The 22952-nt window shown below is 67.0% G+C and carries 28 protein-coding genes; 5 read left to right on the plus strand and 23 right to left on the minus strand.

Going from position 1 to position 22952, the window contains the following annotated elements:
* Positions 1-42: 42 nt before the first annotated feature.
* The 11 genes from sctS to AAGT95_RS08080 all read right to left on the minus strand — a co-directional run bounded on the left by sctS (position 43) and on the right by AAGT95_RS08080 (position 7681).
* Positions 43-312, minus strand: a complete 270-nt coding sequence (sctS, locus tag AAGT95_RS08030; protein WP_110597669.1) for a type III secretion system export apparatus subunit SctS — start codon at positions 310-312, stop codon at positions 43-45.
* A 1-nt stretch (position 313) separates the two neighbouring features.
* The gene (sctR, locus tag AAGT95_RS08035) at positions 314-973 is read right to left on the minus strand and encodes a type III secretion system export apparatus subunit SctR (RefSeq protein ID WP_110597668.1); all 660 of its coding nucleotides are present in this window, start codon (positions 971-973) and stop codon (positions 314-316) included.
* The gene (sctQ, locus tag AAGT95_RS08040; RefSeq protein ID WP_342596131.1) at positions 966-2243 is read right to left on the minus strand and encodes a type III secretion system cytoplasmic ring protein SctQ; all 1278 of its coding nucleotides are present in this window, start codon (positions 2241-2243) and stop codon (positions 966-968) included. Before sctQ ends, sctR begins: the two co-directional genes overlap by 8 nt.
* Positions 2240-2722, minus strand: a complete 483-nt coding sequence (sctO, locus tag AAGT95_RS08045; RefSeq protein WP_342596132.1) for a type III secretion system stalk subunit SctO — start codon at positions 2720-2722, stop codon at positions 2240-2242. The genes sctQ and sctO overlap by 4 nt, the downstream gene beginning before the upstream one ends.
* Positions 2719-4095, minus strand: coding sequence for a FliI/YscN family ATPase (locus AAGT95_RS08050; protein ID WP_342596133.1), 1377 nt, complete (start codon positions 4093-4095; stop codon positions 2719-2721). Before AAGT95_RS08050 ends, sctO begins: the two co-directional genes overlap by 4 nt.
* Positions 4092-4691 (minus strand): type III secretion system stator protein SctL, encoded by a 600-nt coding sequence (sctL, locus tag AAGT95_RS08055; RefSeq protein WP_342596134.1) that lies wholly within the window; start codon positions 4689-4691, stop codon positions 4092-4094. Before sctL ends, AAGT95_RS08050 begins: the two co-directional genes overlap by 4 nt.
* Positions 4688-5359 carry a hypothetical protein gene (locus AAGT95_RS08060; protein ID WP_342596135.1) on the minus strand — a complete coding sequence of 224 codons (672 nt, stop codon included), beginning with the start codon at positions 5357-5359 and terminating at the stop codon, positions 4688-4690. The genes sctL and AAGT95_RS08060 overlap by 4 nt, the downstream gene beginning before the upstream one ends.
* Entirely contained in the window at positions 5356-6180 is an 825-nt protein-coding gene (gene sctJ / locus AAGT95_RS08065; protein ID WP_342596136.1) for a type III secretion system inner membrane ring lipoprotein SctJ, read from the minus strand. The genes AAGT95_RS08060 and sctJ overlap by 4 nt, the downstream gene beginning before the upstream one ends.
* 3 nt (positions 6181-6183) lie before the next feature.
* The gene (locus AAGT95_RS08070; protein WP_342596137.1) at positions 6184-6639 is read right to left on the minus strand and encodes a hypothetical protein; all 456 of its coding nucleotides are present in this window, start codon (positions 6637-6639) and stop codon (positions 6184-6186) included.
* Between the two features lie 125 nt (positions 6640-6764).
* Positions 6765-6962: a hypothetical protein gene (locus tag AAGT95_RS08075; protein ID WP_110597662.1), complete on the minus strand. Its 198-nt coding sequence runs from the start codon at positions 6960-6962 to the stop codon at positions 6765-6767.
* A 164-nt stretch (positions 6963-7126) separates the two neighbouring features.
* Positions 7127-7681, minus strand: coding sequence for a type III secretion protein (locus AAGT95_RS08080; RefSeq protein WP_110597661.1), 555 nt, complete (start codon positions 7679-7681; stop codon positions 7127-7129).
* A gap of 236 nt (positions 7682-7917) precedes the next feature.
* Here AAGT95_RS08080 and AAGT95_RS08085 point away from each other — a divergent pair, with 236 nt between their 5' ends.
* Positions 7918-8763, plus strand: coding sequence for a tetratricopeptide repeat protein (locus AAGT95_RS08085; protein ID WP_342596138.1), 846 nt, complete (start codon positions 7918-7920; stop codon positions 8761-8763).
* A 25-nt stretch (positions 8764-8788) separates the two neighbouring features.
* Here AAGT95_RS08085 and AAGT95_RS08090 read toward each other — a convergent pair whose 3' ends face one another.
* From AAGT95_RS08090 to AAGT95_RS08120, 7 genes are all read right to left on the minus strand, one after another.
* On the minus strand, positions 8789-9241 hold the full coding sequence (locus AAGT95_RS08090) for a hypothetical protein (RefSeq protein ID WP_342596139.1): 453 nt from the start codon (positions 9239-9241) through the stop codon (positions 8789-8791).
* 17 nt (positions 9242-9258) lie between these two features.
* The gene (locus tag AAGT95_RS08095; protein WP_342596140.1) at positions 9259-10569 is read right to left on the minus strand and encodes a type II and III secretion system protein family protein; all 1311 of its coding nucleotides are present in this window, start codon (positions 10567-10569) and stop codon (positions 9259-9261) included.
* A 123-nt stretch (positions 10570-10692) separates the two neighbouring features.
* Entirely contained in the window at positions 10693-12858 is a 2166-nt protein-coding gene (sctV, locus tag AAGT95_RS08100) for a type III secretion system export apparatus subunit SctV (protein ID WP_110597658.1), read from the minus strand.
* Between the two features lies 1 nt (position 12859).
* Complete coding sequence (locus AAGT95_RS08105; protein ID WP_110597657.1) at positions 12860-13216, minus strand: tetratricopeptide repeat protein; 357 nt, start codon at positions 13214-13216, stop codon at positions 12860-12862.
* A complete protein-coding gene (locus AAGT95_RS08110; protein WP_110597656.1) occupies positions 13213-13641 on the minus strand; it encodes a hypothetical protein in 429 nt (142 codons plus the stop codon). The genes AAGT95_RS08105 and AAGT95_RS08110 overlap by 4 nt, the downstream gene beginning before the upstream one ends.
* A gap of 32 nt (positions 13642-13673) precedes the next feature.
* The gene (locus AAGT95_RS08115) at positions 13674-14624 is read right to left on the minus strand and encodes a SctD/MshK family protein (RefSeq protein ID WP_110597655.1); all 951 of its coding nucleotides are present in this window, start codon (positions 14622-14624) and stop codon (positions 13674-13676) included.
* A 199-nt stretch (positions 14625-14823) separates the two neighbouring features.
* Positions 14824-14994, minus strand: a complete 171-nt coding sequence (locus AAGT95_RS08120) for a hypothetical protein (protein WP_167404610.1) — start codon at positions 14992-14994, stop codon at positions 14824-14826.
* A 908-nt stretch (positions 14995-15902) separates the two neighbouring features.
* Here AAGT95_RS08120 and mntP point away from each other — a divergent pair.
* From mntP to AAGT95_RS08135, 3 genes are all read left to right on the plus strand, one after another.
* Positions 15903-16484, plus strand: a complete 582-nt coding sequence (gene mntP / locus AAGT95_RS08125) for a manganese efflux pump MntP (RefSeq protein ID WP_110597654.1) — start codon at positions 15903-15905, stop codon at positions 16482-16484.
* Between the two features lie 167 nt (positions 16485-16651).
* Positions 16652-16804 (plus strand): alternative ribosome rescue factor ArfA, encoded by a 153-nt coding sequence (gene arfA / locus AAGT95_RS08130; RefSeq protein WP_110707039.1) that lies wholly within the window; start codon positions 16652-16654, stop codon positions 16802-16804.
* A 151-nt stretch (positions 16805-16955) separates the two neighbouring features.
* Positions 16956-17564 (plus strand): cyclodeaminase/cyclohydrolase family protein, encoded by a 609-nt coding sequence (locus tag AAGT95_RS08135; RefSeq protein WP_342596141.1) that lies wholly within the window; start codon positions 16956-16958, stop codon positions 17562-17564.
* A 21-nt stretch (positions 17565-17585) separates the two neighbouring features.
* Here AAGT95_RS08135 and AAGT95_RS08140 read toward each other — a convergent pair whose 3' ends face one another.
* The 3 genes from AAGT95_RS08140 to rhtA form a co-directional block, all read right to left on the minus strand.
* Entirely contained in the window at positions 17586-18194 is a 609-nt protein-coding gene (locus AAGT95_RS08140) for a LysE family translocator (protein ID WP_342596142.1), read from the minus strand.
* Positions 18195-18341: 147 nt separating this feature from the next.
* A complete protein-coding gene (locus tag AAGT95_RS08145; protein WP_342596143.1) occupies positions 18342-19175 on the minus strand; it encodes an AraC family transcriptional regulator in 834 nt (277 codons plus the stop codon).
* Positions 19176-19301: 126 nt separating this feature from the next.
* Positions 19302-20195, minus strand: coding sequence for a threonine/homoserine exporter RhtA (rhtA, locus tag AAGT95_RS08150; protein WP_232822117.1), 894 nt, complete (start codon positions 20193-20195; stop codon positions 19302-19304).
* A gap of 109 nt (positions 20196-20304) precedes the next feature.
* On the opposite strand from rhtA, the gene AAGT95_RS08155 reads away from it, so the two are divergent.
* Positions 20305-20865, plus strand: a complete 561-nt coding sequence (locus tag AAGT95_RS08155; RefSeq protein ID WP_342596144.1) for an XRE family transcriptional regulator — start codon at positions 20305-20307, stop codon at positions 20863-20865.
* A gap of 39 nt (positions 20866-20904) precedes the next feature.
* Here AAGT95_RS08155 and AAGT95_RS08160 read toward each other — a convergent pair whose 3' ends face one another.
* Both AAGT95_RS08160 and AAGT95_RS08165 read right to left on the minus strand, forming a co-directional pair.
* Positions 20905-21381, minus strand: coding sequence for a carboxymuconolactone decarboxylase family protein (locus tag AAGT95_RS08160; protein WP_342596145.1), 477 nt, complete (start codon positions 21379-21381; stop codon positions 20905-20907).
* Between the two features lie 137 nt (positions 21382-21518).
* A complete protein-coding gene (locus AAGT95_RS08165) occupies positions 21519-22925 on the minus strand; it encodes a PLP-dependent aminotransferase family protein (protein WP_342596146.1) in 1407 nt (468 codons plus the stop codon).
* Positions 22926-22952 lie beyond the last annotated feature (27 nt).

A 22952-nucleotide genomic window follows, 5' to 3' on the forward strand; every position in this document is an offset into this window, starting at 1 on the left:
GATTTCTCAAGAAGGAAGCGCAGCCGGTCAGGTCACGTTTCCTCAGCGCGACCAGGCGGCGAAATTGTCCAGCACCTGATCGGTGAGATTGACGATCTGCCCGGCCAGCAGCGGCCCCGAGAGAATCAGCACCAGCAGCACCGCGACCAGCTTGACCGCCTGCGGCAGCGTCTGGTCCTGGATCTGGGTCAGCGCCTGCAGCAGACCGACGCCGAAGCCGACGGCGATCGCCACCAGCAGCGCCGGCGCCGACACCAGCAGCACCGTCCACAGGGCGTTCTTCATCAGCGAGAGAAAGATGTCGTCGGTCATCCTAGCCGCCTCCGTAACTCAGAATCAGTCCGTGCATCAGCCGCGACCAGCCGTCCACCGCCACGAACAGGAAAATCTTCAGCGGAATCGAGATCAGGGTGGGTGAAACCATCATCATGCCCATCGCCATCAGCACGTTGGAGACGATCAGGTCGATGATCAGAAACGGGATATAGAGCAGAAAGCCGATCTCGAAGGCGCGGGTCAGTTCCGAGCTGACGAAGGCGGGAATCAGCACGATCAGGTCATCGCTCTTGAGGTCCTCGCGGGCTTCGTCGGACCATAGCGTGCGGGTGGCATCGATGAAGAACGCCCGCTCGTGTTCACTGGCGTAGCGCGACAGATACGCCTGTAGTGGCCCGCGCAGGGCCTCGCCGGTCTGCTTGATCTCCTCGACGCTGGCCAGGCCCGCCGAGCGCTGCTCGAACTCATGGGCCATCTCGCCGATCAACGGCGTGGTGATATAGACCGTCAGGATCAGCGCGATGCCGTAGAGCACCAGGTTGGGGGGCGTCTGCTGCACACCGAGGGCGTTGCGGATCAGGAACAGCACCACCGAGATCTTGAGAAAGCCGGTCATCGTCACCACCGCCAGCGGCACCAGGCCGATGGTGGCGACCACGATGATGATCGCGATCAGGTTGGGCTGAAACTCAGTCATCCCCGGCGCGCCCGTCGTCGAGCGCGAGCCTCTCGACCTGCACCCCGATTGCGTCACCGATGGCGACCAGGCGTCCACGTCCCATCCGCCGGCCGTTGACGATCAGGTCGACCGCCCGCTCGGGATGCCGCTCCAGCGGGAGCACGCTACCCTCGCCGAGTTGGCGCAGTTCGCCGAGCGAGAGCTCCAGCCGGCCCAGTTCGCAGGTCAACTGCACCGGGAGGTCATCCAGGTTCCGGTCGACCGAATCCAGAGGGCTCGGGTGCGAACTATCCACGTCCGGTACTTCCGGCGTCGGTGCCGAACTCTCCTGGGCCGTTCCGGATCGCTCGGGGGATGTTGATTTATCCACAGGGGGTTCGCTCATGGCACTCTCTTCACAAGGACGGTTCTGGGCGTCATAAGGACGGTTCGAGGCTTCACAGGGGGAGCTCGGGGCTCGATCGAGGGAGCTCGCGGCGAGCGGCCCGTCGGCACGCAGCCCGGTATCGCCGAGGCGAGCCCGGCAGCCGAAACGGTCGGCGAGATTCAGCCGGACGCTGTCGGCCGTTGCGCCGTCGAGCATGACCACGTCGCCGGCGCGCAGGTTGCGCCATTGGCCCAGCGTCAGGGTCTGGGCGCCGCTCTCGATTCGCAGGGTAGCAGTGACGCCGTCGGCCGGGACGCGTTGCGCCGGAAAGGCGCTGTCGAGCGTCGGCAGCAGTCGCTCGGCGGTGGCCACCGGCAGGTCGAGGGCGAGCGGGTGCGATTCGCCCTCGAGCTCGAAAGCGATGCAGATACGTGCGGGGCTCTCCATGGTTGCCGACATCGCAGGCCGCAGCTGGATGTCGATGCCCAGCCGGTGCTCCAGCGGCTCCAGCCACTCCAGCCAGACCACCTCCAGCCACATGGCGGCCAGTTCGCGATCGACCTCGCGCAGGTCTCGCCGGCGGTCGGGATGCTGACCGAGTCGGTCCAGCGCCGCTGCGCTGCCGGACAGCGTCAGGGGCTCCCCGCCGAGATCGAGGGTGATCGACCAGGCCGACTCGATGGCGGTGTCCTCGGGCAGCAAGCGCAGCGTGGCCTTGCGGTCGTGCCAGTCGAATTCGAGCGGCCGGCGGGCAACGTGCAGCGCGTTGTGCAGCGCCAGACGGTCGGCTGCCATCGCTGGCAGCGATGCCAGTGACAACGGTGTCGCCCGGCCCGGCGTGGCGCCATCGGGTGCAACGTCGGCCGTGATCGTTGAGGCCGGGTCCGAAGCTCGGCGTGGCGTCGTGGACAGTTGGGTCACCTCAGCGCTCCCTGCGGCGGTCGCATCTCTTCCATCTCCAGCTCCGCCAGCCGCTCGGCGTCGACCGCCAGCGCGCGGGAACGATCGGCCTGCAGGCGGTCCAGGGCCTGCTCGGCGCGCCGACATCTCGCCCATTCGGCGGCCCGCTCGTCGCGCTCGGCATCGGCGGTCCGGCGCTCCCGCGCCAGCGTTCGCCGCTGCTGGAGCAGCGATTCCTGTCGTCCGGCATCGTCGGCCAGCGTCTGTTGCCACGCCGCCATGGCCTCGGCACCCATCGGCTGCTGCGCGCTATCGTCGAAGAGCGCCTGCTCGCGACGTCTGGAAGCGCGCTGGTGCTGGTCGAGAGAGACCTCAAGTGCCTGATGCCGGGCATCCAGTTCGCGACAGCGGCGCTGGCTTGTCGTCAGCGCCTCCTCGGCTCGGCGGGTACGATGACGCCGCAGCTGGATCAGGCGCTCGAGTGGGTGCAACGAGGTCATTGGGCGATCTCCTTCAGCCGTTTCAGCGTCTCCGCGAAATCGCTGCGATCGTCCCGGGACTGGCGCAGGAAGGCCTCGATCTCGGCGTGCTTGCGTATCGCTTCGTCGGTGGCGGCGTCGCTGCCCTCGCGATATTCGCCCACCTGGAGCAGCAGCTCGACGTCCCGATAGCGCGCCATCAGCTCGCGGACCTTGGCCGCGTCGCGGCGATGCTCGTCGTCGGCGACGTTCTCCATCAGCCGGCTGCGACTGGCCAGCACATCGATCGCCGGAAAATGGTCACGCCGGGCGAGCTCGGCGCTCAATACGATGTGTCCGTCGAGGACGGCGCGGGTCTCCTCCGCTACCGGGTCCAGGGTGCCGTCTCCCTCGGTCAGCACCGTGTAGATGGCGGTGATGGTGCCGCTGGCGGCATCGCCCGGGCCGGCGCGTTCGAGCAGCCGGGGCAGGGCGGCGAACAGCGATGGCGGGTAGCCGCGTCGGGTCGGCGGTTCGCCCGCGGCCAGGCCGATCTCGCGCTGGGCACGGGCAAATCGGGTGAGGCTGTCGACCAGCAGCAGCACGTCCCGGCCCTGGTCGCGGAAATACTCCGCCACGCCGGTGGCGACCAGCGCCGCGCGGGCGCGCTCGATGGCGGGGCGGTCCGAGGTGGAGACGACACAGACGGTGCGGCGACGCGCGTCGGCGTCCAGTTGCACGTCGAGCAGTTCGCGCACTTCGCGGCCGCGCTCGCCGACCAGGCCGAGCACCACCACCTCGGCGCTGCTGCCCTTGACGATGGCCGAGAGCAGTGAGGATTTGCCCACGCCGGGTTCGCCGAACAGGCCGACACGCTGGCCTCTCGCCACGGTGTTGAGCGCATCGATGGCACGCACGCCGAGCGCCAGCGGCTGTTCGATCAGCTGGCGGCGCAGCGGCGCGGGCGGCTCGGCGTGCACGGGATATTCGCGCAGCGGAGGCGCCGGATTCGAGGCGTCGCCGGGCGGCGTCGCCGCAGCGTCCAGCCACTCTCCCAGCGGACTGATGACCCGGCCCAACAGCGCTTCGCCGACCGCCACGCCCTGAGCGCGCCCGGTGGCGATCACTTCGCTGCGCGTGGAGAGTCCGTGAAGTTCGCCGATGGGCGAGAGGATCGCATCCTCTTCCTCGAAACCGATCACCTCGGCGGCGACGCGACGTCCGCTGACCGGGTCGCGCAGATAGCAGAGTTCGCCGATGCTGACGCCCTCGATGCTGGCGTGAATCAGCAGGCCGCGGATGCGGCGCACCCGGCCGTTGACCCGGCGCGTCTCCGTCCGGGCCAGGCGTTGGCCGAGCCTCGGCAGCAGCGCGTCGAGTGCGACCGTGGCCCGGTCCGGGTCAGGTCGACTCATGCCGGCTCCTGGCCGTCCACCGGGGCGTCGAGCAGCGCCTGGCGGAGAACGTCGAGTTGCGAATCCACACCGATGTCCATCACCGCGACCGGGGTCACCAGCAGGCACTGTTGCGGCCCCAGTTGGGGATCGGCTTCGACCTCATAGTCTTGCGTGACGGCTGGATCCGCCGAGAGCAGCGTCGCCACTCGCGCCTCCAGCGATGGGGCCACGCGGATGCGGATCCGGTGCTCCTGGCGCCACTCGCGCAGCGCCTGGCGAACGCAGCGGGCGACCAGCTCGGCCTCGTCGAACTCGCCGAGCAGACGCCGGACCAGGTCCAGTGCAAGCTCTGCCAGCGCCGGTTCGAGGCGCTCCAGATAGCGAGCCACATCATCCCGGGTGGTCGCCAGCAGCCGGGCGGCCTGGATCTCGCCTGCGCGGCGCCCGGCCTCGAAGCCCTCGGCGTGAGCCTCGTCACGGGCGTCACGAAGCACCCGATCCTGATCGGCCGCTTGTCGGCGCGCCCGCTCCAGAAAGGCGTAGCCATCGATCCAGGCCTCGGCTTCCTCGGCGCGCAAAATCACCTTGCCGGGGCGGGGAGGCAGTGAGTTCATGGCCGCTCACCCCCTCGATCCGGCGCTGCTGGCCCAGCGGGCTGAGGCTGATTCTGGGCGGCAGCCGCCGTTTCGGCGGCAAGTCGCTCGGCGGCGGCCAGGCGTGCGATCTCCATGGCGCCGTCGTTCGCCTCGGCGTCGTCGCGCGCCAGCCTGCCATACCAGCCCAATTGCAACCAGGCGCGCAGCGCGGCGGGCTGGGCGTCGGCCCAGGCCAGCAGACAGCGTCTGCCATCCCGCTCGACCTCCGCCTCGAAGGCGTCGAGATCGCGCACCTCGCTCTCCTCGGTCTGGCCATGCTCCCGCTTGGCCAGTGCCAAGGCGTAGAGCTCGGCACCGAAGCGCTGTTTGACGGCCGCGACCCGGGGCGCCCGGATCTCGCGGACCAGGGCTCCGGCATGGAAGATGATGCCCGCCGCGCGGGCGCAGTGTGTCAGCGACTCACCGTCGAGCAGGCAAAGCGTCTGGTCGATGGGATCTCTCGGCGGCAGTTCGGCCTGGGCGGGGAGGTGGTGGCGGCGCCGGAGCCGTTCGACCAGTCGATGCTGGAACCGTGGCTGGCGGCACCAGCGGTGCAGCGTCTCGTCGCTGGCGATGCCGTCCAGGGTGCCGGCCCAGTTGGCCGGATCGATTCGCACCGGCAGCTCGGGGGATGGCGCTGCCGTCATGACGGGGTCGCCAGGTCGTAGGGGCGTTGGCGGCGCTGGCGCCAGACCAGCCAGCCGACCGCGATGCCGAGGGCGAGAATCGCCACGCTCAGCAGCCCGAACAGCCAGCCGGCACGCGCCACGCTGGTGGCCGGCATCGCGATGCCGAGAAACGAGCTCATGGCCGGCTGAGGGGCCGAGCGTGTCTCCTCGGGCAGGGACGAGACCACCGGCACCACCGAGACCTTGTCGTAGGAGAGGCCGGCGATACCGTTGGCCACCAGGGTCTTGATCTGCGGGATCAGCGGGGCGATCTCCAGCGAAGGAATGTAGCGCACGAAGACCGAGGCCGAGGAGGGCGTGCTGTTCTGCTGCAGCAGGTCGTTGTCAGGCAGCACCACGTGGACCCGCGCCGACAGCACACCGTCGATCTGGGATACCGTGTGGGAGAGTTCCTGGCTCAGCGCGTAGATCATCTGGGCGCGCTCCTGGACCGGTGACGACACCAGGCCGTTACCCTGGAAGACCTCGCCGAGATTGGCGAACTTGCGTTCCGGCAGACCGGCGCGATCGAGCACGTCGACCGCTTCGGCAAAGCGGCTCTCGTCGACGGTGACGCGCATCCGGCCCTCATCCTCGGCATGGCGACTGGCGGGGATGCCGTTGCGTGCCAGGGTCGCCACGATGACATTGGCCTCGCGCTCGTCGAGCTGGGTATAGAGGTCGGTGTCGCAGGCCTGCAGCAGCAGGGCCATCAACAGCAGCGCAAGCCAGTGCAGCGGGCGTCGGTAGCGTTTCCGGATTGGCCGTGAAGGGCTGAAGCGTCGATCGAGAGGCGCCAAGTGTCATTGACCTTTCAGTAGGGTATTGGCCGAGCCCGATACCTGAGTGGCACCTCGCACCACCATGGTGGTCTCGATGGAGTGGTCGAAGACCTGGCTCAGCGAGTCGACGACTTTCGCCATCTTGTCGTCGCCGATGGCGGTGGGCCTGTCGCCGGCATCCGGCGCCGGCGAGACTTCCTGGGTGGTCACCTTGGCGAAGCGATCGGGAGCCTGGGCATCGGGAACCTTGGCCTGCTGCGCGAAGCTGTTGACCCGGTCGACGAAGCCGTCGAGATTGTTGATCAGGTTCGAGCCCAGCTCGCCGGGGCTCGCACCAGGGGGCGCGGCGCCGGCCTGGCCGGCCATGTGCTCGAACAGGTTCTGCGATGCCAGCGTCTTGGCGCTCGTCTCCGATGGGGTCGGCGCGGGTGTCGTCATCGGCACCCCCGCCCCCGGTGGTGTCACGGGAGTCATCATTCACCTCGTGTTCGGGCCCATGGCGGGCCGGTGTCGATTCCAACGACGGCGACCGGCCATCGCGACGTGTCGCCAACCGGTCGTCGTCCCTCGTCACCTCGCGGGATTCGGGCTTGGAGGCCTGGCTACTCTTCGCCGCCCGACATGGCTTCGCTGAGCATCTCCTTCATCATCGGCATCAGGATCAACTGCCCACCGACCTGGACCATGCCCTCGGACATCGCTTCCTGGAACTTGGCGTTGTCGACGGCGTCGTCGAAGGCCTGGGAGTCGGGGGTGGATTCACCAGTCGCGCTGGCATTGCCTACGGCATCGATAGCCATGTGTCGTCTCCTTCGGTTTGGCATTGACCGATCGGCGTCGAGCCGTCGGTGAGTCGTCGTACCGTTCTTCGAGAGAGCGCGTTCGGGAACGGTCATTGATGAGCGGTCGCCTTGGAGTGACGGCCCGCTCGTTCCTGCCTCGTTGTCCTGCCTGCCGCATACGACTACTGCGCTACGGCCGGTTGCGCCACGCTGCCTCGGAAGACCCTGACCTCACCGGGTGCCGAGGGCGCCGGCGTCCGCCTCGAATCCTCCACCCGCTGCGCCACCTCCGTCAGCCAGGCGGGCGGGCCCATCGCCTCGAGCCGGTGGCGGCCGTCCTGGAAATCGGCACTCAATGGCGAGCCGATCCTCGTCGCTTCAATCTCGGCGCTCAAGCGCGACACATCGACCCCGTCGAGATCGAAGCTTCGACGACCCAACTCCTCGCGTGCGGCGACGTGGAGCACATAGCCATCGAAGAACCACGCCAGCCCGTTCGCCCGGCAGACCTGTTCCAGAAAGGCCTGGGCGGTCTCGGCGTGGATATCGCCGCGGACCTCACCTTTCACCGCGCTGCTGACCTCGACCGGCAGCGACAGGTTGCGCCCGAACTCCTGCAGCACGTCGCGGACTTTCTGATCGATCACCACGTAGCGGTAGCTTCGGCCTGCCCAGGGAGCGTCGGCTGCGAAGGCACCGTTGCCCGCCAACCCGAGCATCAGGGCGATGACGGCCAAGGATCGCCACCGGGCTCCCCGGCGGCGAAGGCCCATGAGGGCCACCGCCGCGGACGCTCCGATAACCCTAGCAAGATCGCGATGACGGTTTGGTGGCCGGTTGTATGTCTTTTTGTGGCTTTCGCTTGCCCTGTGTAAACGACTGTCACCATTCATTGACATGCCACGCTGCCCCAAGCTGCCGGTTCTCCGGTACGCTGTTCCTCCACTCCCCGAGCCTCTGGACTGATTCACGGATGAAGTCATCTTCTACGGTTTCTCGAATGGTCTCGACCCGCGCGGCGACGGTCCGCCGCAAGGGTGTGACATGGGCGGCGGTCGTCGCCGTCGGATTCGCCCTCTCCGCGTGCGCGGCGACGCCGTCCGATACCCGGGAGGGCCGGCTGCTCAAGCTGGCCGACGATGTCGACCAGCGTGGCGACCACGCCACGGCGGCGGCCATGTACGAACGTGCGCTGGAGCAGGGGGAACCGTCCGCCGAGCTGCTGATTCGCCTGGGCAATGCGCGCCTGGCCGCCGGAGAGCCCGAGGCCGCGGCCCAAGCCTTTCGGCAGGCACTGGCCGATGATCTCGAGCTGGCCCCGGCGCTGCTGGGCCTGGGCACGGCGCAGCTGCGGTTGGGCGAGCCCCAAGGGGCGCTGCGCAGCCTGTCGCGGGCCGCCCCCGAGCTCGACAGCGTGGCTGCCTGGAGCCGTCTGGGCGCCGCGCAGGCGCTGGCGGGGCATCCCGGTCGGTCGGTCGAGGCCTTTGCCAGGGCCGCGCGGCTCGAACCGCGGGATCTCGACGTCCAGGCCAATCTGGCGCTGGCCGAGTCCCTGGCCGGCGATGACGCCAAGGCCATCGCCGGCATGCGTCGGGTCGTCGACTCTCCCCTGGCCGAAGCGCGCCATTACCGCAACCTCATTCTGGTACTGGTACTGGGCGGGCAGCGCGAAGAAGCCCGTCGTGTCGAGATCCCCGACCTGCCGGCGTCGCGGCGCGAGTCGTTGATCGCCAGCGCCGAGCGCATTGCCGCGCTGCCCAGCGCTGCCGCGCGCGCCCAGGCCCTCGGCATGGCCCAGGCTTCCGCTGCGCGCGAGTGAACTCGCGCCGGCGCCCACCGGCCCGTCACAGGCCATCGGTCGTCGCGGTGTCGCCCATGGCACTGCGCGCCTCGCCTTCCAGCATCGCACGCCGCTCGTTGGCGCGGCCGCGATCGTCGAGCCGCTCGCGGGCGGCGTTGGCGATGGGGCCCGCCATCGGCGGCCCCATCTCCCGCCCGCGGATCAGGTCCTGGGGATTGGCCACCATCAGCTGGAGATTCAGATCGTTGGCGCAACCCGGGGGGAGCGTCACCAGACCCTCGGCGTCCGGTTCCGTCTGGCACAGGTTGGGCAGGGTCGCCATCCGACCGCCCGGTGCGGCTTCTTCGATCCCCGGAGCGGCCAGTGCCACCTGTCGGTAGCCGCTGGTCCAGCTCATCGGCCCCATCGACGACTGGCAGCCGGCCAGTAGCGTCAGCATCAGCAGCGGGGCGAAATGGCGGATCGCGCGCGTCGTGGCGAGCGGGTTGGGTGACATCACGGCGGTCTCCTCGCTCATCGCAGATAGAACCCGAAAGGATCGTCGACGCCCGCCGACCTGGCGTGCTGTGCCGGATCGTCGCCAAGCCGGGTGCCGCGGCTGATCTGGGCCTGGTCCAGTGGCGTTCTCGGCGTCGGGGACGAGGAGGGGCGGACCAGGTAGGGGGTGATCAGGATCACCAGCTCGGTCTCGTTGCGCTGGAAACGGCGCGACCGGAACAGTTGGCCCAGGATCGGAATGTCGCCCAGCACCGGGATGCGCTCGATCTCGTTGGAGGCCTGGCGCTGGAACAGCCCGGCAATGGCGAAGGTCTGGCCGCTACCCACTTCGACCACGGTGTCGGCGCGTCGCACCTGCAGCGACGGCACGTCGTAACCGGCGATCTGAACGTTGTCGCTGGAGAGACTGCTGACCTCGGGGCGCACCTCCATCGAGATGCGGCCGTTGGGCAGCAGGGTCGGGGTGCTCAGCAGGGAGACCCCGAACTGCTTGTAGTCGATCCCCACCAGGTCGCTGTTGACCGGTACGGGAATCGGAATCTCGCCGCCGGCGAGGAAGCTGGCGGTCTGACCCGAGACCGTGGTGATGTTGGGTTCGGCGAGTATCTGCAACAGGTTGTTCTGCTGCAGCGCCTGGAGCAGGCCGTCGACGCCCTCGCTGCCCGGGGAGCTGGCGATATTGCTGGTCAGCACGCCGAACGAGAACGAGCCGTTGTTGATCAGCGCATTCCAGCTGACGCCGTAGCTGAGCAGTTCGTCGCGGGCGACCTCGGCAAAGCGCACCCGAATATTGATCTGGTTGGCGCCGTCGTAGCTCGAGCGATTGAGACCGCCATCGGCGGGCGCCTCGGCATCGAGGGCCGACTGCGTGGCCATGGCGCTGGCCACCGTCGCGTTGCGGCCCTCGGCCACCAACTGGTTGCCGGCCATGTGCAGACTGACCTGACTGTCGCCGTCGATGCCGCGAAGCGCCTGGCTCGCCCTGGCGTCACCGTCGCGGACCTGCAGCCGCAGCGAGGCCTGGCTCTCGTCGTCGGCGCCGAGGGCGATCAGGTTGGTATCGCCGGCCTGCTTGCCGAACAGGTAGATCACCCCGGGGGAGACCACCTGCACATCGGCGATGGCGGGGTTGGCCACGAATACCGAGGCGACCTGTCGGTCGAAGCGCAGAATGCGTCCCTGGCCAGTCTCCAGCGCCAGTGTCTCGCCGGCGCTGTCGACGGCGACATCGGCATGCGCGAACGGCACGGTCATCAGCAGTGCCATCACCAGCTGGAGTGCCAAGTAGAAGGGGGCGAGCAGAGAGGTGTGGCTAGCGCCCCTCATGAAGTGGCCTGCCACTATGCCACGAGCGTTGTCCATTGCTGTTGTCATCGGATCCCTTGTCGCAAAGTCCCGCTGGCCGCGGGGTCTCTACTCATACCTTGGAAATCGTTTATTGTCATCATGTTACGACTTGGTCTGCGCCTCGGTCTCGCGTCGCGGTGCGGGCTTCGGCAGGCGCACCTGGGCGATCGCCTGCAGGCTGAATTCCGGTGCGACCTCCGGCCAGGCCAGGACGGCCATGTCGATCTCCTGCTGTTTGAGCCACTGCTGCAGTGACGCGCGCACGTCCCCGGCGATCACGATCACCGGTCGCAGGTCGGTATCCAGCGCGTCCAGCTGTTGCTGGAACCAGCCATTGAGGGCCCGGGAGAGGGGGGCTGGCAGCCCGATGCGCAGGGACTGGGCCTCGGCGTGGCGCTGGGCGGCCCGTAGCGCTTCCTCCAGCGGTCGGGTGGCGACCCAGGCCGGCAGGACCCGATCGCTGCGGGCATGGCGATGACAGATCTGACGTGCCATGGCGACGCGAATGCGGTCGGCTAGCCGCGCGCTGCTGGACTCCTGCGGCCCCCAGGTCACCATCGCTTCGAGAATGGTACGCATGGCGCGGACCGGTACTCCCTCGCTGACCAGACGGCGCAGGATTTCCGCCATCTTCTGCAGCGAGACGACGCGAACCGCCTCGGTGACCAGCTCGGCATAATCCGTTTCCATCCGCGACAGCAGCGAGCGAGCTTCCTGAATGCCGACGAAATCACCGGCGTAGCGCGTCAGCGTGCGTTCCAGGCAGCGTTCCAGCACCTGGTCCGGTGTGCGATAGCGCATTCCCGCCTCGTCGAGCGTGCTGCTCGCCGAGTCCGGCAGCCACTGCCAATGGCCGCGGCCGACCAGTGCGGGCTCTGTCTGTGCGGAGAGCTCGAGTAGCGCCAGCGTGCCGGCGTCGTCGTCCAGCAGCACGCTGGCGGCCGGCAGTTCGCCGTTGAGCACGGGGACTTCGTCCAGCTCGATGGCGAAGCGCTGCGCGCCGAGCGCCGGTTCGAGACGCAGCCCGACGCTGGGAACGGCGATCCCCAGGTCGCGCTCGACGCGCTCCCGGACCGCCTGGACGCCCTCTCGCAGCAGGTCCAGCGACAGGGAGTCCGCGAGGGTCGCGCTCAGGCACAGCATGACGCGATGCTGGCCCGGATCGTCGGCGGCCAGGCGGCCGGGGGTAGCGGCCTCGGCGGGGGCGTCGTCCTGGCGCGGCGAAGACTCGCCAGCGCTCGGCGTGGTCTCGGCATCGGCCGTTTCCGCTTCGGCCTGTTCACGCAGGTGGCGTCGGCGTAGCAGGAAGGCGGCGCTCCCCAGCAGCGCCGAGATCGCCAGGAACACGCCGGTGGCGAAGCCCGGGATGAAGGCCGCGCAGAACAGCACGGCGGCGGTCAGGCCCAGCGCCTTGGCGTTGCTGCCGAGCTGGCCGACGATCTCGCTGCCCAGGTCGCTGGCGTTGTCGGAACTGACCCGGGTGACCACGGTGCCGGCGCCGATGGAGATCAGTAGCGCCGGGATCTGGGCGATCAGGCCGTCGCCGACGGTGAGCAGGGAGTAGGTCTCGACGGCTTCGCCGAACGGCATGCCGTGCTCGAGCATCCCGATCAGCAGGCCGCCGATCAGGTTGACGAACAGGATCACCAGCCCGGCAATGGCGTCGCCCTTGACGAATTTCATGGCGCCATCCATGGCCCCGTAGAGCTGGCTCTCGCTCTCCAGCAGCGAACGTCGGCGGCGTGCCTCGACGTGGTCGATATCGCCGTTGCGCATCTCGTTGTCGATGCTCATCTGCTTGCCGGGCATGGCGTCGAGCGTGAAACGCGCCGCGACTTCGGCGACCCGCTCCGAGCCCTTGGTGATCACCAGGAACTGGGCCACGGTGATGATCAGGAACACCACCATGCCGATGACCACCTCCCCGGCGATGACGAAGTTGCCGAAGGCGTCGACGATCTGGCCGGCATCGGCGTCGAGCAGGATCAGGCGGGTGGTGGTGATCGACAGCGCCAGCCGGAACAGCGTCGCCAGCAGAATGATCGGCGGCAGCGAGGAGAACTCCACCGGGTGCGAGATATAGAACGCCACGATCAGGATCAGCAGGCTGAAACCGATGTTGACCCCGATCAGCGCGTCGACCAGGGCGGTGGGCAACGGGATGATCATCATCACCACGGCCAGCACCATGAAGACCGCGATGATCACGTCGCTGCGCTGGGAGGCGCGGCGGGCGAGGATATTGAGTCGACCGAGAAGCTGGTTCATGTCATGCCCGCTCCCGTGATGCATCGGCTTGCTGTCGGTGTTCCAGGTAGCGTCGAAAGTGGCGTCGCGCGGCGTCCCGGTCGCCGTTCAGCCATTCGGCACGGCTGCGCAGCAGGAGCAGCGTGGCATCGCCCTGGCCCGCGGCCTCCAGGCGCTCGATGACATTGAGGGCACGCCCGCCGTTGCCGTGGGTCAGAAATCCGCGACACAGCGCGCGCAGGATGCCGGTATGCTCCGGCGCCATGCGGGTGGCGATCAGCAGCAGCACCAGCCCCCGCTGGGTCTGGCCGCTCTTGAGGTAGAGGTGGCCCATCAAGTGCAGCAGGTCGGCCGCATCGCGATCGTTGGTCTCTGTCATGACGGCTCCTCGTCGTGGGCATCGTCACCACCGGGAGCAGCGTCTGCCTGCGGTGCCATGGTGTCGCTCATGCGCGCCTCCCAGGCCTGGCGCCACTCGAGCTCCTCGCCGATGACTTTCTTCGCCATCCCGACGATGTCGTCGTCCGCATCCAACGTCGGCAGCACGCCTTCGATCACGTGCTGGAGCAGTTCGATGCTACGGGCGTTGGCGTAGCTGCGGGCGTCGCTGGCCTCGGGTCGCTCGAACGCGTCCAGGCGTGCGGCCAGCGCCGGTTGGCCGGCGCCGCGAGCCCGGGCGTGACCGATCGCGCGGATGAAATCGTCGTCCCGCCCGGCGGGTGTCTCGACGGGACGGACAGGCGCCGGACCCGTGCCCGAGGAGCGATAGCGGTCTGGTTCGACCTGGCGACCGGTGATCTTCATGACACGACGGCCTCGTCAGCGCGGTCTCTCATTCAGAGCGTCAGCGCGAACTGGTCGTCGCCGCGGCTCAGCGTGATGCGGTCCGGCTGAATCGCGGATATCACCCATCCGGATTCGAGCGCGGCGCCGGGATAGAGTCGCTTCCCGCGGCCGTCGATGACATAGGGGCTGTCGCCCAGCCACACGGCCTGCAGCTTCAGGTCGGGTGGTGCGGCATCCTGCCGGGCCTTGACGTCGTTGAGCAGCACCTGATGGCCGCCGTAATGCTGATCGAACCAGCGCTGGGTCTGGTCCCAGGCCGCGCCCTGCGCCGCCGCGTACTGGCCGGATACGCTCAGGTAACCGCCGTGATCGACGACGCTCAGCGAGTCGAGGCCTGCGTCCGAGAGCTGGCGACGTAGCGCTTCCGCCGGGCCCGGGCGGCTCTCCGTGGTCAGCCGATGCGCTCCGTCGAGCGCCTGGGGATCGAGGGAGACCGTCGAGTAACCGCCGATATTGGCGCCAGCCTGATTGACGTCGATGAATTCGTAGACCGCCAGCACGCCGAGCGTCGCCACCAGCGCGGTGAACGTGGCGCCTCTATTGAGCGAGGTTCGCCAGCGTGGTGGCAGGGCCGGGAGCTTGGGGAGTGCCGGGATCATCGAGGGCGCGGAGGGACGCGACAGCGTCAGTGACACGCCCTCGAAGCGCAACTCGGCCGGAAGCTCGCCGCGCTGGCCGGTCCCCTGGTGCACGACGCGACCGTTGAAGACGATATCGCCGCCGATCGCTTCGACCGCCAGCTGGCGTCCGTGGAACCGCAGTACCAGGTGCTCGGGTGCCACGCCGGGGTCGCCCAGCAGAATATCGGCGGCTTCGTCGCTGCCAATCCGACAGGTTGGCTCGCCGAGATCCATCGTCGCGCCGTGATGCAGTCCAGCGGTGACCGTGAGCGTCGCAACGACTTCGCCTGCCGACGCCATGGGGGAGGTGACGGTGTTCATGCGCTTGACTCGCTAGTGTCGTACGATGCGGGAAGAAATTCCTTGGCTGTCCGTACCGGATTCGTCGAGGCGGACAGCCAAGGAAACTCCAGAAAATCCAGCATTCTCCATCGTCGCTATGTCCGATGCGTCCCGGACGCACTGCCGTGGTTGGGAAGAGCGTCGCGGGCGGCGTGGTTTCGCCCGCGACTTCTCCGCATCAGTTCTGCGGACGCTGCTTGGTCGCATCGAGCATGGTCTTCTTCTCGGTCGTGACCTTGGTGATTTCAGCGGATTTCTCGATCGCCTGATCAAACACGGCCTTCAATTGATCGATGGAAGAGTCTGCGCTGTCATTCGAAGTTGACGGATCGATTGCGGGCGTAGCCATGGTATTTCTCCTGGTAGCGTGAAATTCAAGGTCCGCCATTCCAGCGGTTTGAAGAGGTGCCGGACCGGGTTCTCGATATCGACCAAACTTTGGGAACGCGATCCAACGCAATTCAGACTACTGGCTGCGAATGACAATGCGACGGCTTGGAAGTAAAACTTTGATGTTTTGCGTTGCTGTAGAGTAACGGAAGGAAAGCCATATTGTTTGAAGCAAGATTTTGATTATAAAGAAAAAGATCTATATTGAATGGCCGTTCAATCGATTCCTGGTATGCATTTATTACCCCTCGTTACGTTGAAATGAGCGTTTCAATCCATGGTGGCACTCTTCTTCATTTCAGTGACTCGATGCCGCCCGATGGTCAACGTGCATTAAAGTGCACACCTTTTTCGTCGGGTTTTTTCATGCTCTTGTTTTGAGTTATTTCTGAATTAGTTTCATCTGAATTATGTCTGCATGAACGGTTTGCAGCGCGAGCATTTTTCCATCCCCGTGTCGCATCATGGCGTCATCGGGAATGACGCATTCCGACTTGATCTCGCAGTGTCACCACTACGCTGCGGTTCGTCACGATCGCTGCCAATCTTGCCGTACCGGCCCGTAACCTCGTCATCAAAGTCCAACCGGCGTTAACTTGATTAACGTCAACGACATGAATTAACCGAGGTGAATTTTTCCCTTTAAATTCAATCATTTATTGCCGTTCTTCGTTTTCGTGGCTATAGTCTGAGACCTCCTTGGGGAGTAGCCGATCACGACTGCACCTTGCTGGTCGTGATGTCCGTGTCAACACACCCGGCAATGCCGTGGCACGAACGCCGAGACCGGTTGGCGAGACCATGGGCATCCGCGGTACGAGTCGGGTACGGCGAATGTCGTGGCAACACCACCGGCTGGAACGGACAATGAATCCTGCATCCCTGTTCATACTCGCTTTCGCCATGTCGACCGATGCCTTCGCTGCTTCGGTCGGCAAGGGTGCGGCTCTCCGGCGCACCCGGTTCCCCGAGGCACTGCGCATCGGTGCCATTTTCGGAACGGTCGAGGCGATCACGCCGGTCATCGGCTGGGCTATCGGCTTGGCCGCCACGCGGTTCGTGTCCGAATGGGACCACTGGATCGCCTTCGTGCTGTTGGGGGCGCTCGGTGCCCACATGATCTGGGAAGGGTTCAAGCCGGTCCCGGTCGAGGCGGACGACGGCAGCGCACCGGAGCGCAAATCGGGCTGGCTGCTTGCGCTCACGGCGCTGGCCACCAGCATTGACGCCATGGCCGTCGGCGTGACGCTGGCCTTTACCGATGTGAACATCGTCGTGGCGGCGGCGGCGATCGGCCTGGCGACGATGCTAATGGTCACCGTCGGCATCATGCTGGGTCGCGCGATCGGATCGCTGATCGGCAAGCGGGCCGAAATCGTGGGAGGGCTGGTCCTGATCGGAATCGGTTGTACCGTGCTCTACGAGCATCTGGTGGCTCGCGTCGCTTGAAAGCTTGCCGACACTGCCTAGGCCTATTCACACCATCCGTGCGGCCGCGACGGAGCCGGCTTTTTCGTGAGACCAGGCGCGAGCCTCGGATTCTGGGGTTCCAAGCGCTTGGCTGAGGCCCTAGGCTATGCCCCCCATCCGTGAAGTCGAACGAACCTGGAGGTCAAATGGCATCACACCCCATTCGGGACAACGCGCTAAAGGCGACACTGCGCTCGCCCCGATTCCGACAGCAGCAACAGAAACCGAAGAAAGGCAAGGGCAGCTACTCCCGCAAAGGGCGGTCGCCCGAGGGAGGGCGCCATCGCCAAGCGGCCTGAAACGATCTGCGGCCGCTTCGCCATGGTGCTCCCCCCGTTTTTCCTACCCATACCTCCCGATGCCCCCCTTTCGGCCGTATCGCGCCCTTGATTTGCCACGCTTTCCGTGGCGGCGTCTATGCTGAGACATCGATCCTCTCCGGGAGCTTTCATGTCGACCTCATCCTCGCTCTGGCACGCCTCGCTCGCCGATTTCCAGCACGCCGTCGAAACGCGGTCCACGCCGGGTTGCGGTGCTGCCGCGGCGTTGAACGGCTGCCTGGGCCTGGCATTGATCCTCAAGGGCGTGCGCTTGCATCGGGGGGAAACCGATCCGCATCGCCAGCGTCTGATCTCCGAAGGAGACGCGCTGCAGCAGGCACTGGCCGAGGCCGTCGACGATGACGCCGCGGCATTCGACGACTATCTACAGGCGCAACGGCGATCGCACGATGATGCCGCCGAATCGGATCCGTGCGATTCGGCCCTAGATGAGGCTCGTGAGGCGTCGATCCGGATTCCGCTGGCCGCCGCCGAGCGATGCCGGGAGGGGTTGGTGCTGGCGCTCGAGGCGCTGCCGCTGACCTCGCCGGCGATGCGCAGCGACACGCTGGCCGGCGCCACCATGCTCGGCGCGGCGCTGGAGGCGTTGGTGATCGGGGCCGGGGCCAATCTCGAAGCGCTACCCGATCCCGCCACGCGACAGGCCCTGGAAGCGCGTTGCGAGGCGCTTCGCGCAGAGGTTCGGGGGCTCCGCCGGCGACTCGGCAGCGAGGGCTGACGCCGCGACGCCGGCAGGTGGTCAGCCCGTGATCAGTAGACTCCACCACGCCACCGTCAGCAGCAGCAGTGCCAGCACGCGATTGAACCACTGCCACTGATACGGGTGCCGGAACAGCCTGGCGACACCGCTACCCACCAGCCCCCAGAGCGCCAGGCAGGGCAGGGCCACGACACCGAACGTCAGGGCCAGCAGAGCGATATCCAGTGCGCGGGAGGCCGGGCCGGCGAAGACACCGACGACCGACAGCGCCATCATCCAGGTCTTGGGATTGATCAACTGCAAGCCGGCGGCCTGGCGCGCCCCGAATGCCGGTGCGGCGGATATCTCGTCTCCGGCCTCGACTTCCGGTGGCGGGCTGCGAAAGAGCCGCCACGCCAGCCAGCTCAACCAGGCCACGCCGATCGCCGCCATCAGTCGACGCACGAGGGGGTAGGCCAGTAGCGTCTGCGATAGCCCCAGGCCCACCGCCAGCACGATCGCCGCCGCCGCCAGGCTGGCACCGAAAACGGCGGGGAGGGCGCTTTTCCAGCCCCGGCGCGAGCCCTGCGCGAGTATCAGCAGGTTGGTCGGCCCCGGCGTGATCGAGGCGACGAAGGCGAACAGGGTGAACGGTAACCAGGCGGACATGATCGACTCCGGAAATAGCATGGAGCCGTCACTATCGCGCCGTTGTCACCCAGGGTCTGGAAGGTTTGAGCAGCCGCGCCCCAGCGTTGCTCCGAAGCCGCTTCAACAGCGCCCCGCAACCGGCGCCTACCGAAGCCCCAGGCCGATTCAACCGCCCCGGCCGCAGCGCTGGCGATAGCTCGCCGGCGTCAGACCGTAGGCACGCCGGAACCAGCGTCCCAGATGGCTCTGATCGGCGAAACCGAGCTGGCTGGCAACCGAGGCGGGCGATTCGCCGGCAGCGAGCCGCTGGCGGGCGAGGCTCAGGCGCAACTGCACCAGATAGGCATGAGGTGCCAGGCCGAAGGCCGACTTGAAGGCGCGGGTGAGCCGGAACCGGTCGACGCCGCACTGCTCGGCCAGGGTCTGCAGGCCGATATCCTCGGCATAGTTCGCATGCAGCAGTTCCTGCGCCCGACGGGCGGCGCGCGGCAGGCGCGGATCCGTCAACGGACGTCGGCGCCAGCCCAGGTGTGGCACCAGGCCCTGGAGCAGGGCATCGAGAGCGTCGTCGCGTTCGAGCCGCGACGTCGACTGACGCAGGGTCGTGAAGGCGCGGGCGGTGCTCGCGATCAATGGGGTGTCGTCGACCAGCGTCGAGGCGAAGCCCGGTTCGCCGGCAACGGTGCCGGCGGTCGCAAACTGGCGCAGCTCACGCTGCAGCCAGTCGGGGTCGAGGTAGAGCATGGCGTAGGTGAAACCGCCCTCGGCCGGCGCATGGCCGTCGTGAATCTCGCCGGGCTCGACGAAGAACAGGTGGCCGGGTGTGCTGTCGTGACGAACGCGGCGGCAGTGGAACTGCTGTACGCCCTGCTCGGTGAAGCCGATCAGATAACTGTCGTGCCAGTGGGGATCGTAGGCGTGGCCCTCGAAGTGGGCACGGATCGTCTCGATGCCGGTATCGCGGTCCTGTCGCAGATCGATCCAGTTCGTGGATGTCATGCTGCCTCCCGTCCGGCTGCCCATCGATGCGCTACGCCGGTTCGATCCTGGCAGCATGCCAGAAAGGGACGCCGGGGTCTGGAACGTTCGTGCAGTCCGGGCCTCGCCGCAGGAACGCGGGCGCGTTCAATCCGGCACTGGCGCCTCGAAGGTATCGCGGCGCCGGATCGTCAGCGTGGTGCCGATCGAGGCGGCAATCACCAGTCCGATCGCCAACCACTGCAGCGTACCCAGCAGCTGGCCCAGGAACAGCAGGCCGGAGAGCGCGCCCACGGCGGGCTCGAGGCTCATCAGGGTACCGAAGGTCTGGGTCGGCAGTCGCGGCATGGCGATCATCTCCAGGGTGTAGGGCAGCGCGGTGGAGAGTATCGCCACTGCCAGGGCGTACGGCAGCACCTCCGGCGCGAAGATGGCCGTACCCGCGTCGAGCAACCCTACCGGGGCGATGACCACCGCGGCGATGGTGATACCGAGGGTGGCGCTCTGGGCGCCATTGATCGCCCCCGCCTTCTGCCCGAACAGGATATAGAGTGCCCAGCAGACGCCGGCGCCGAGGGCGCAGGCCGCGCCGTAGGGGTCGATCGGGCCGCTGCCGCCATCGCCCAGCAGCAGCAGGCAGATCAGACCGAGTACCGCGAGGGCTACCCAGAGCAGATCTAGCCAGCGCCGCGACGAGAGCATCGCCACCGCCAGCGGCCCGGTGAACTCCAGCGCCACCGCGATACCCAGCGGCACGGTCCGCAAGGCCTGGTAGAAGAGGAGATTCATGACGCCCAGCGAGACGCCGTAGATGAGCGTCGATTTCCAGGCGCGACGGCTCAGCGGCCGGCGCCAGGGTCGCATGACGAGCAGCAGCAGCAGGGCGGCGAGGATCAGGCGAATCGAGGTGGTGCCGGTGGCGCCGATGACCGGGAACAGCGACTGGGCGACGGAGGCGCCGCTCTGGATCGAGCACATCGCCACGATCAGCATGGCCACCGGCCAGATTCTGGCGAAGAATTCGCGCATGGCGACTGACATGACACCTCCCGAGGTCTGCGGCATGATGGCTCGCCAAAACGTGACCGTCTATCGCCTTGGCGATGAGCGGCATGGGACGAGAGTCGCGATTGTACGGATGGGCAATATATTGCACAACTCTAACGAGCGCCCCGACGTACTGGTGCACGTGGCCGCCAATGTCAGGCGCCTGCGCCAGGCGGTCTCACTGAGCCAGCAGGCACTGGCCGAGCGGGCCGGTGTCAGTCGGCGCATGCTGGTCAACATCGAGAAGGGCGACGTCAACGTCAGTCTGGGAATGCTGGATCGCCTGGCCGAAGCGCTGGGCGTGCTGTTCTACGCGCTGGTCCAGCCGCCGGACAGCGAAGACTCGGCGCGCATCGACGAGGTGGCCTGGGTCGGCCGCTCGCCGGAGAGCCGGGCGCGGCTGCTGGCGAGCAAGCCGGCCCGCCAGGAGGTCGAGCTGTGGTCCTGGTCGCTCGCACCGGGAGATATCTACGAGTCGGCGGCCGACGACAACGGCTGGCACGAGATGCTGGTGGTGATCGAAGGTGTGCTGACGCTGGAGCTGGCGGCGGGAGACATCGTCATCCCCGCCGGCGACTTCCATGTCTATCCGAGTAACCAGCCCTATCGCTATCGCAACGATGGGCGTGGCACGCTGCGCTTCATCCGCAACGTGGTGCATTGACCCCGCAGCGCACTCGGTGCCGGGTCCGGTAGCGTCCGATCACAGCCCTGCCTTGTCCAGCCCGAAGGCCTTGTCGGCTGAGCCGGGAATGGCCTGGAAAGCGATGCTGAGACGATTCCAGCCGTTGATGGCGACGATCAGGAAGGTCAGGTCCGAGAGCTCCGCCTCGGAGAAGTGGCTGCGCACGTTGTCGTAGGCGCCATCATCGACCCCATGCTCGGGCAGTCGGGTCAAGGTTTCCGTCCAGGCCAGGGCGGCCCGTTCGCGGGGGGTGAACAGCGTCGATTCCCGCCACAGCGCAACGTGGTGCAGGCGCAATTCGCGCTCGCCATCGATCTTCGCCTCCTTGACGTGCATGTCGACGCAGAAGGCGCAGCCGTTGAGCTGAGACGCTCGCAGCGTCACCAGATGCTTGATCTCCTTGATCACCTCGCTCTGCGACAGTGCCATGTTGAAATCGATGTACTTCTGCGCGGCCTTGGGAGAGGTCTGGTAGTAATTCACGCGGGCTTGCATGTCGTTCACCTGTCTGGGTAGTGGGTCATGGGAAGATGCGAACCAGATACCGGGACAGGATGAGGTGCAGGCGTGAGGTCGCACAGAGCCAAGACCGGCGACGATTTCTAGGCCATGGCAAGAGGCGCCGGGCCGCATCACGTCATGAGTTCGGCCAGTCGAGCGGCCAGGGCATCGGCATGGGCCGCATCGGTGACGTTGGTGAAGCTCAGCAACAGCCCGGACTGTCTTGCCGCGCTCAGGTACCAGGCGGACAGTGCATGCCCACCCAGCCCGGCGCTGGCCGCCTGTCTCGCGAGGGTCACGTCGTCGGCGCCGTCGGGAAGACGAGCCAGCAGGTGCATCCCGCCGGCTTGTAGGTCGATGTGAATCCGGTCGCCCAGATGGTGTTCGAGCGCCTGTCGAAGGTGTTCACGGCGCATCTGGTAGAGCGCCCGCATCCGCTTGAGGTGGCGGGCGAAATGGCCCTCTTCGATGAAATCCGTCGCCACCGCCTGGTTCAACGTCGGGGAGCCATGACCCAGACCCCGCGTCGCGCGCTGGAAGGTCGCGATTTGAGTACGGGGAACCACCAGGTAGGCCAGCTTGATGGCGGGAAACAGCACCTTGCTGAACGTGCCGGTGTAGAGCACGCGTTCGTCGCCATCGAGACTCTTCAGTGCCGGGACGGGCTGGCCGCGATAGCGGTACTCACTGTCGTAGTCATCCTCGATGATCCAGGCCGCTTCCCGCTTCGCCCATGCCAGCAACGCCTGGCGGCGGGCCAGCGTCATCGTCACCCCGGTGGGGCTCTGATGCGTGGGCGTGACGACGGCGAAACGGGCCTGGGCGTCGCGTGAGTACCCCGCTTCGACATTCACTCCTTCGCCGTCGACGCTCACCGGGGTCAGGTGCATCCCCTCGCCCAGCAGTCGTTCCCGCGCCATCACGTAGCCCGGCTCTTCGAACCATCCCCTGTCACCGGGTGTCAGCAGGGCCCGGCAGATCAGGCCAAGCGTGTCCCGATAGCTGTCGGTGATGAAGATCTGTTCGGGCTGGCAGGCGATGCCTCTCGATACGCCGAGGTAGCTCACCAGTGCGCGCTTCAGCGCCGGGTGGCCCGTCGGCGGCGGGTAGTTGAGTTCGGCGCTGGTCTGGGCCCGGAGTCGGCGCTGGCTCAGGCGTGCCCACAACTTGTGGGGGAAGGCGTCCAGCGCCGGAAGCCCCAGTTGGAACGGTTGCGGCGGTTCGAGATCGGACTCCGGCGCCTGCCCGGCCATCGTATCCGGTGTCGGGGCCGGACCCATGGCGTCGGGCAAGTGGGGCGAGACGATCGTGCCCGCCGGGCCTCGCGGCAGCAGATACCCTTCGCTGACGAGCAGTTGATACGCCAACTCCACCGTGCCGCGCGACAGGTTCAGCTCACTGGCGAGGCTGCGTACCGAAGGCACCCGTTTGCCGGGTGGCAGGCGCCCGTCTGTCATCGCTTCGCGCAGGCGCTGGTAGAGCTGCCGGTAGATCGGCACGCTCTGCGTACGGCCGAGCCGAAGTCGGGTATTGGACATGTCGATGTCCCAGAAGATCGAAGACGT

The organism is Salinicola lusitanus (genome assembly GCF_038648475.1).
Taxonomy (GTDB): domain Bacteria; phylum Pseudomonadota; class Gammaproteobacteria; order Pseudomonadales; family Halomonadaceae; genus Salinicola; species Salinicola lusitanus.